The sequence below is a fragment of the Acetobacter papayae JCM 25143 genome, from assembly GCF_000613285.1.
GTDB classification, from domain to species: domain Bacteria; phylum Pseudomonadota; class Alphaproteobacteria; order Acetobacterales; family Acetobacteraceae; genus Acetobacter; species Acetobacter papayae.
Genome location: NZ_BAIN01000081.1, coordinates 1 through 9,255 on the forward strand (window position 1 = coordinate 1; position 9,255 = coordinate 9,255).

The following is a 9,255-nucleotide window of genomic DNA, read 5'->3' on the forward strand; positions in this document are numbered from 1 at the left end:
GGCAAAGAAAGGGGGCGGCTTACGCCGCCGCCCTCCCCGTCCCGTGCCAGCCAGGCGACGGGTTGCCGTGGCCGCGTGGTCCGGGTCCAGTTCCATCCCCAGCCAGTCGCGGCCAAGATGCTGCGCCGCGACCAGGGACGAACCCGAACCGGCGAACGGATCCAGAACCAACCCGCCTACCGGGCAGAAAGTTTCCACCAGGGGAAGGAGCGCCGCCACCGGCTTTTGCGTCGGGTGCAGCTTGTTGCCCGAATAGGGCATGTCGATCACGTCCGGGATGGGCTTTGCGGGCGGTGTCACGTTGCCTTGGCCAGCAGATAGGCGCTTTCGTGTTCATACCGGAGAAAACGGGAAGAGGATGAATAGGACTTGCGAAAGACAATATGCCCGACCATGCGGAACCCCGCCGCCCTCCAGGCATCGGCGAATAAATCTATCCGGTTCCAGCCATAGAACGAAACGGCGAACCCGCCCCATTTCAGAACACGGTGCATCTGGTTGAAAGCGGGCCGGAGCCAGCGCGCATTGTCATCGTTGCGCACCTTCCGCCCATCCCTGCCCTGATAGTTCACAAGATAAGGCGGGTCTGTCAGGATGAAATCCACCGCATTGCGGGGTAGTGCGCGCATAAGCTGCACGCTGTCGCCGTTCAGAATGGTATTGCGGAAATCGGTCGCCGTGGTGATGTTGCTGGTCATGGTCTTTGCCCTTTGTTCCGCGAGGAACAGCCCCCGCTGTTCCTCTGCCTCGCGGCGAGCAGCGGGGTAGCAACGGCAAGGGCGACCGATGGGGAGGGGTATCTCCCGGTCTGCACGGAGCGCAGCGCAGGAAGATCGGGGACACCCCATCGGACGGCGTCAGCGCGCTGACGCGCACCCTTGCCGGCGCGAGGGCGGAGCCATTAGCTTTTCTCCCTTGATCGATTTCGGATGCAATCCAGGTCACCTGACCAGACATCCCTCGACAGCCATATGTGACTTGTTTCATTGCGTTACGGGGGTGAAGATACAGCCATGTCCGTCACACCAGATACCGTCCGCCGTGTCCTGCGCTCTTGGATCGCGCTGGAAGTCCTGACCCCTCAAGCCACGCGGGAGTCCGGCTGGAACGACGTGGCTGCAGATCGCGAAGGCCGCGTCAGGAACCGGAGAACCGACGCGACCGACGGTCCGGACCTCTGGCACCCGCCGCGGCCGGACGACTCCACGCCTTGGCCGATCCTGCCCGATCCCCCTCCGAAGCCGTCGGAATCACAAACCTCGAAAAAGGAGCGTGTTAAACGGCGCTGGTACAACGTCATTCTTGGTGCCATGCCTACGCGCGCATCCTTCGAGCGCTTGAACACCGCCATTGGCGAAAACGACCCTGACGAGGAAGACAAGACCGACCGATCCACCAAGAAGGGCAACGTGATCGCCGCCAGCGTTGTGCTCGACGAATGGGGTATCATGGTGCCCGACACGCTGGCCATCGCCAGTTTTGCCTGGGGTGTTGGCCATATTCTCAGCGGCGGCAGTCCTTCCGGCCTGGCGGAATGGGATCGTGAGGCAGAGGATCTGCAGTCTCGTTTTGCCGACCTCCTCACCCCACCAGGGTCCGGCGGGAAGCCGCGCTCCCTGACCTGGACGGATCTACATGGCGTCGCCGATGAACTCACGGAGGCGTTATGTGTCCCGAAGGATCTCTGGATCCCCGTGCCGTGCGTGATCGAGAGCGAGAAAGTCAACGCGCCGAATGGCGACCTGCTCTCCAGCTTCTACCTGCCGGACCTCGGCCGCGCCCTGCGCGATGCGGACACTCTTCCTCCTGCCCTCTCCGCCTATCTTGGCTTGCACCCGCCTACCGCACCTTGGGACGCGCTAACCGACCGCGCACGGCTGGCGACCCTCCTTTCGCCCGATCTCTTTCCCCTCGGCCGCTGGCCCGGCCCCGGCCTGCATCCGCTTACCCTCCTGCAACAGGCAGCAGTCAACGCCGTCACCTGCGACCTCGCAACGGAAGGTCTTGCGGCCATCAACGGACCTCCCGGCACAGGGAAAACAACCCTGCTACGCGATCTGGTCGCACACGTGATGGTCGCGCGCGCCGAGAAGCTGGCTGATATCGAGACGCCGTCGGAGGGTGTCGGCGATCTCGACCTGATGGATTTCGCCATCGTCGTCGCCAGCAGCAACAACGCTGCCGTCGAGAATATCAGCCTCGAACTACCCATCCGCGAGAAAGCGCTCGACGAATCTGTCTGGCGGGACGAAGGCCTCGATCATTTCGGGCATACCGCCACCTATCTGCTTGGACTGAAGCAGGACGCCGAACCCGCGAAACGGGCCTGGGGCCTGATCGCGGCCCGACTGGGCCGGGCAAAAAACCGACATCAATTCTTCGACCGTGTCTGGTGGAACGAGGAATGGGGTCTGAACGACTGGCTCAATCGCGCGGCCTGGCCGAATGCACAGCATCTCAGGGAGCGCAAGCCTGGCAAACTGGCTGAACTCGATCCGCCACCAAGAAATCCCGAAGCTATGGCACAATGGAGGGAAGCCAGGGACGCGTTCCGTCAGGCTCGCGACCGTAGCCGAAGGCTGCGGGACGAACTGGTCGCGCTGTCGCGGGCAGGAGATGCCTTGCGCGAGGCAGAGACGGAACTACCACGGGCTAGCGAGATGCGCGAGCAGTTCCGGCTGGATCACGAGGCCGCATCGCGTGCAGCAATAGGAGCGAAAAATCAGGTAAGTGAGACCGATCGGCTCGAAGGGCTCGAGGCTACAAGACTTACCGCCCTGACCTCCGTTCGGCCCTCATTTCTGTCGAAAATGCTGCGCACTCAGGCGTGGCAGGCGCATGAAAGCGGGATCCGCGAGCAGGTTGCACGGTTGGATGAAGCGCAACGGACGACACGCGATGCCAGAGCGCGGCTCGAAGTCGCGATCGCCGAAGAGGTGCGGCTGGGCAGGCTCCATGCCGAAGCAGAAGCACGTCTGGAAACCCTGCTGGCCGAAGCGGCACGGGTCGGGCAACAACTGGAAGACGGACGGCGGGAGCTTGGCGATTGCTTCCCCGGTCCGGGGTTCTGGTCGCAACCGGACGATCTGTTCCAAAAAGGTAGCCCTTGGAATGGCGGGCGGTTCCGTCGGGCGCGCGACGAGTTGTTCGTCGCCGCAATCCGACTACATCGCGCTTTCGTGGCCGCTGGCGCCCAACCACTCAAGAGAGCGCTGAACATGGTCGTCAGTGACTCGGCGAACGCAAGCGCGCATGATTGGGGCTATTTCTTCCTGCTGGTGCCGGTTGTCTCCACGACCTTCGCGTCAATCGGTCGGATGTTCCAGACCTTCCGGGAAGCGTCAATCGGCTGGCTGCTGATCGACGAGGCGGGACAGGCATCGCCGCAGCAGGCGGTCGGCGCAATCTGGCGCGCCCGACGGGCCGTGGTGATCGGCGATCCGCTTCAAATCGAGCCGGTGGTGACCACGCCGGAACATACGACCGCCTAATCTTCCGGGATAACGGACTGACTGCGGCACCCTGGGCGGCACCGGAAGTCTCAGCGCAGGTTCTGGCCGACCGCGCGAGCGTCATCCAGGGACGCTTCCCAATTGAGAACCCGGTGTCAGGAGGCCCGACGACCCGGGACACCGGCATGCCCCTCCTTGTACATCGGCGCTGCGAGCAGCCGATGTTCGACCTAGCCAACCGGATCGCCTATGCCGGGCGTATGGTCCATGCCACAGGCGTTGGGCGGTCGACGATCCGCGACCAGTTGGGTCCGAGCGCCTGGGTCGACGTAGATGCTCCATCGAGCGGTAAGTGGGTCGAGGCGGAAGGGCAACTTATCGCCACCGTGATCGCAGAACTCTGCCGTATGCAGCCCAAGGGGCCGGATCTCTATGTCATTTCCCCGTTCCGTGTGCCGGCGATGCGTCTGCGGCAATTGCTGGCCCGAACGCCAAATATCCTGCCCGCGCTAAGCCGGACCGATCAGGAGGACTGGATTGAACGCCACATCGGCACGGTTCACACTTTCCAAGGCAAGGAGGCCGAAGCCGTCATCCTCATGCTGGGGGCGGGACGCGGCGCACGTCCTGGATCACGGACGTGGGCTGGCGGCACGCCAAACCTACTCAATGTTGCCGCGACGCGGGCGAAACGTGTGCTCTATATCGTTGGAAACCACGAAGAGTGGCGGGGTGCCGGGGCGTTTGCACGTGCGGCCGAGTCATTTCCCAATATTTCACCCGAAGAATGGATCGGGCAAAAAACACTGGAAGCTGTCTCGTGAAACGAGATCACCACAAGCATGACAGACCGGCACTCTCCGACAGAAAGCGCAAGGTACAATTTATTATAGCTTACTGCCTCCGCACATCAATGTCCTACGGTCCGCATAAAGCCAATGCTCACTTCGACAACGTCAAAATCCTGTAGCAGCTCCATCGAGTGATGATCCCATTTGCTCCATTGAGTTTTTTTGTTACAATTACTCAAATGACCGAGAGGCTAAAATGCATTTGATCCGCTATCGAGTTACCAACTTCCGTTCGGTCTCTGACAGCGGGTGGATCGACGCCAATAGAGTGACAGCACTCATCGGAATTAACGAGTCCGGAAAGACGAATCTTCTCCTGCCACTTTGGAAGCTTAACCCGGCCGGAGAAGGAGAACTCAAGCCAAACTCAGATTACCCAAAAGGCGACTACACCGACATTCGGAAAAATCCAAAAAATTACATATTCATTAACGCCGAATTCGAAACAGGGCCCCTAGCTGATCATCTTGCGAAAATTTCCGGCCACAACGTCGAGCATTTACGAATTGCTCAAGTATCAAAAGACTTCTCTGGTGCATTTCGAATCAATTTTCCATTATATGTTCCACCGAAAGATTTGCATTCTGCATCGCTCGTAACGCTTCTTCAGAACGCTCACGACGAAATCGTCGGCATGGCCGCTCGCGCACGTGAAGCGTCCCAAAAAGACGCCATCGTCGACGCAATCGCCACGGAAATAAACATTATCAATAAACTTGAAGACATATCTGCGAACCAGCTCGTTGAGACAAATGACCGGCTGCATGCCGTCGACCCAGACAATCTTGCCGCTGCCACCAGTATCATTGTTCCGCGTTTTCGACATCTTCTTGAAGAGTTGGACAGTCATCAGAACGCCCTCAGCTTTCCACCTCCAGAAAGTTCTGAAGAAATATTTAAAGCGACATTAGCGGCACTACCAAAATTTGTTTATTACTCCAACTATGGCAATCTGGATGCGGAAATTTATCTTCCACATGTAGTTGATAATTTAGCTCGAAGTGATTTAGGAGGAAAGGAAGAAGCTAAAGCCCGCACACTGAGAGTACTGTTCGATTTTGTCGGTCTGAAGCCAGAAGAAATCCTTGAGCTTGGCCGTGATTTTCGAAATACTCAAAGACATCCGACTGACGAAGAGATTGCAGAAATTGCCGATAAAAAGCGAGAAAGAACAAATCTCCTTAATTCCGCTGAAACACGTCTAACAAAGAGTTTTGCAGATTGGTGGAAGCAAGGAGATTACATCTTCTCCTTCCAGGCTGACGGCGATCACTTTCGAATTTGGGTAAGTGACGGCAAACGCCCCGAAAAGGTCGAGTTAGAAGATCGCAGTACCGGTCTACAATGGTTTCTTTGCTTTTATCTCGTCTTCCTTGTTGAAGGGCAGCGCGAACATAAGAACTCAATCTTGCTACTTGACGAACCCGGGCTATCGCTTCATCCATTAGCACAACGTGATCTATCTGACTTTTTTGATAATCTCTCACGCACAAACCAGCTGATTTTCACAACACACTCTCCATTTATGGTAGATGCTGATCGACTCGACAGAGTTAGAAAAGTGTTTGTATCGGAAGATGGTTCTACGAAGGCGTCAGCAGATTTGCGGAGAGGAAATAGCGATCCGCGCCAACAAGGCGCGACATACGCGATCTACTCTGCTTTAAATATGTCGATTGCCGAAAGCATCTTGCTCGGCTGTCTACCCGTGATCGTCGAAGGCCCGTCAGATCAGCACTATCTGGCTGCAATTAAGACTATACTTATTGCCGAGAAACGTATTTCTCCCAAGAGAGAACTGGTTTTCCCGCCAGCTCACGGCGCGAACAATGCAAAGGTTATCGCCAGCGTCCTCGCCGGACGGAATGAAGAACTACCTTACGTATTGCTCGATGGCGACGCAGCGGGACAGAAAATGTCTCGTGATTTACAGAATGGAGTTTATCAATCTGCAAAGACGCGCGTTATAACTACCGATCACTTCGTCGGATATCCCAACTCTGAAATCGAAGATCTTTTTTCTTCCAAATTTCTGGCAGGTGTTATTGATCGATGGGAGCGACGACCTGAGACGTCATTTTCAGATTTTGTTCGCGAAGGCGCTCCCATTGTTCCGCAGATTGAGGCGTGGGCGCAGGAGAATGAAATCGAACTACCATCCGGCTGGAAGGTCGAGGTCGCACGGCGTGCCAAAGAACGTGCGCTTTTACCTTCCACCACGTTCGATACAGAGACTTTGGCTCGTTGGACCTCACTGTTTGAAGTACTCGCGGCCTCGACGGCAAAAAAAGGCACACCTGGAGCAGGCTGATTCCGCGACCAGGTGAGTGGGACGTCTTCAATACGTGAGAAAAACGCGGATGCCGGAAGTTCCTCTTTCATACAAAATAGACTTGGAAACACAGCTCCATCATGCGACGCTACCGGCCAGCCACTCCCTGAGCTTCGACCACCGCCGCCGCCCGCCCTGGTTCCGCACAGCGATTGCCAGCGCCTTCTTCTGGCCCACGAGCACGACGAGCTTCCGTCCCCGTGTGACACCCGTGTAGAGCAGGTTCCGCGCCAGCATGGCGTAATGCTGGGTCACCAGCGGGATGACGACGGCCGGATATTCCGATCCCTGGCTCTTGTGAATGGTGGTCGCATAGGCGAGCACCAGTTCGTCCAGCTCGCCGAAGCCGTAAACGACCTCCCGTCCATCGAATAAGACCGTCAGTTCGCCTTCTTCCACATCGATCCTGTCGATAACGCCGAGATCTCCGTTGAACACGTCCCGGTCATAGTCATTGGCGATCTGCATCACCTTGTCGCCGGGACCATAGGTCCAGCCGAACCGCTCGACCTTCACCGCGCCGGGCGGGTTCAGCGCCTGCTGCAATTCGATATTCAGCGACCGCGCCCCAAGCCCGCCCCGGTTCATCGGGCACAACACCTGCACGTCGCGGACCGGGTCCAGCCCGAACCGCGCCGGGATGCGATCTTTCACAACCGCCAGCAGCCTGCGCAGCCCGATTTCGGGCTCGGCCGCCTCCACGAAGTAGAAATCCGATCCCTCCTCCGCGCTCAATTCGGGCATCCTGCCCTCGTTGATCCGGTGCGCGTTGGTGATGATCCGGCTCTGCGCTGCCTGACGGAACACTTCGGTCAACCGCACCACCGGCACGGCATCTGAACCGATGATATCCGCCAGCACCTGCCCCGGCCCGACGGACGGCAACTGGTCCACGTCCCCCACGATCAGCAGCGCCGCACGGTCGGGCAACGCGCGCAGCAGGGAGCGCATCAGCAGCACGTCCACCATGCTGGCCTCGTCCACGACCAGCAGATCGCAGGTCAGCGGGTTGGTGTCGTCCCGCTTGAAACTGCCACTGGCCGGATCGGTCTCCAGCAGGCGGTGGATGGTCTTGCCTTCCAGTCCGGTGCTTTCCGACAGGCGTTTTGCCGCGCGACCGGTCGGCGCGCAGAGCTGCACGTCAGTGCCCTTGGCCGTCACGATCTTGAGGATGGCGTTGACCAGCGTGGTCTTGCCGACACCGGGGCCACCCGTGATCACTACCACCTTGCTGTGCAGGGCAAGGCGCACCGCCTCCTGCTGGCTGGGCGCGAGCGCAAGCCCGGTCTTTCTTTCCACCCAGGACATGGCCTTTTCAGCGTCGATCTCGGGCCAGGGCGGTCGACCCACGGCACAGGCACGCAATCGCTCGGCGATGCTCTGCTCCGCGCGATAGAGACCAGCCAGGAAAATGCAGCCCGTATCGCCCACGCTGTCGGCAACCACGTCGCCCACTTCCAGTTCCAGCGCGAGGGCCGTCTCGATCAGAGGGGCGGCGACCTCCAGCAATTCGGCGGTGCTGGTCAGCAATTCCCCGACCGGCAGACCGCAATGCCCTTCGTCCATGGCCTCGCCGAGCGCGTAGGAGATCCCCGCCCTCACCCGGATCATGCGTCGGGTGCGATCCCCATCTTCCGGGCGATCTGGTCGGCCGTCTTGAAGCCGATCCCCCGAATGTCCTTCGCCAGCCGGTAGGGGTTCTCACTGATCAGTTGGACCGCATCCTGCCCGTAGGTCTTGAATATCCGCACCGCCCGAGAGGTGCCGACGCCATTGCTGTGCAGGAACAGCATGATCTCGCGGATCACCTTCTGGTCCGCCCAGCCACCGACGATCCGGTCCGCGCGCTTTGGACCGATCCCCGTCACCTCCCGCAGGCGATGTGGTTCCTGCTCGATCAGGTCGAACACGGCCTCGCCGAACGCTTTCACCAGCTTTTTCGCATAGACGGGTCCGATACCCCGGATCATGCCAGAACCAAGATAGCGCTCGATGCCCTCGACCGTGGTCGGCGGGCTGGCCTTGAGAAACTCGGCCTTGAACTGGAGGCCGTGAGTGTGGTCGTTGAACCAGCGCCCCGACATCTGCACGAACTCGCCTGCCGAGATCATGGCGGCATGACCGACAACAGTGACCAGATCGCGCTGCCCGCGCACCTTCACCCGCAGAACGCAGAAGCCGTTCTCGGCATTGTGGAACGTCACCCGCTCGACCAGTCCCGCCAGCGATTCCATGGGCGAAGAGTCGGTGGCACGTCCGCTCATCCGGCCCGCCGGAAGAACAGCGCTCCTGTATCGTTCATGACTCGCCCTCCCCTCCCGTGACGCCGCCGTAAGCCAGTATTTGTACGACGCGCCTGTATCCGGGACTACCCATAACTACGATTCCATACGCTGGAGCACGCACAGGCGCGACGTTCCATATTGCGTATTTCCTTTGAAATAACAGTCATCTGTCCAGATCATGTGTCTGTTTTCCTTGCCTTACGGTCGAAAGAGAGCGACGATGACGGACAGATCCAGCCAGTCCATTGCCCCGGCGTATCGGCCGCCCGAGCCCGAGTTACGGCTCGTCCTGCGCCCCGATGCCCCCGACCCGCGCCTCGTGGCGTTCGTCCGCG

5 protein-coding genes and 1 pseudogene are annotated in these 9,255 nt (G+C 59.2%); 3 read left to right on the forward strand and 3 right to left on the reverse strand.

The window, feature by feature from the left end:
• Together JCM25143_RS24245 and JCM25143_RS24250 are read right to left on the reverse strand one after the other, a co-directional pair.
• A partial coding sequence (locus tag JCM25143_RS24245) for a DNA methyltransferase (RefSeq protein ID WP_267879964.1) occupies positions 1–300 on the reverse strand: 300 nt, incomplete at its 3' end.
• Positions 297–698 carry a DNA methyltransferase gene (locus JCM25143_RS24250; protein WP_234395257.1) on the reverse strand — a complete coding sequence of 134 codons (402 nt, stop codon included), beginning with the start codon at positions 696–698 and terminating at the stop codon, positions 297–299. The genes JCM25143_RS24250 and JCM25143_RS24245, both read right to left, overlap by 4 nt.
• 315 nt (positions 699–1,013) lie before the next feature.
• On the opposite strand from JCM25143_RS24250, the gene JCM25143_RS13270 reads away from it, so the two are divergent.
• The 3 genes from JCM25143_RS13270 to JCM25143_RS13280 all read left to right on the forward strand — a co-directional run bounded on the left by JCM25143_RS13270 (position 1,014) and on the right by JCM25143_RS13280 (position 6,614).
• Positions 1,014–3,491, forward strand: coding sequence for an AAA domain-containing protein (locus JCM25143_RS13270; RefSeq protein ID WP_025861561.1), 2,478 nt, complete (start codon positions 1,014–1,016; stop codon positions 3,489–3,491).
• Between the two features lie 146 nt (positions 3,492–3,637).
• Positions 3,638–4,276: a DEAD/DEAH box helicase gene (locus JCM25143_RS13275; protein WP_025861562.1), complete on the forward strand. Its 639-nt coding sequence runs from the start codon at positions 3,638–3,640 to the stop codon at positions 4,274–4,276.
• A gap of 223 nt (positions 4,277–4,499) precedes the next feature.
• Entirely contained in the window at positions 4,500–6,614 is a 2,115-nt protein-coding gene (locus JCM25143_RS13280) for an AAA family ATPase (RefSeq protein ID WP_025861563.1), read from the forward strand.
• Positions 6,615–6,713: 99 nt separating this feature from the next.
• On the opposite strand, the pseudogene recD2 reads toward JCM25143_RS13280, so the two are convergent.
• Positions 6,714–8,899, reverse strand: a pseudogene (recD2, locus tag JCM25143_RS19680) (SF1B family DNA helicase RecD2).
• Positions 8,900–9,255: the final 356 nt, after the last annotated feature.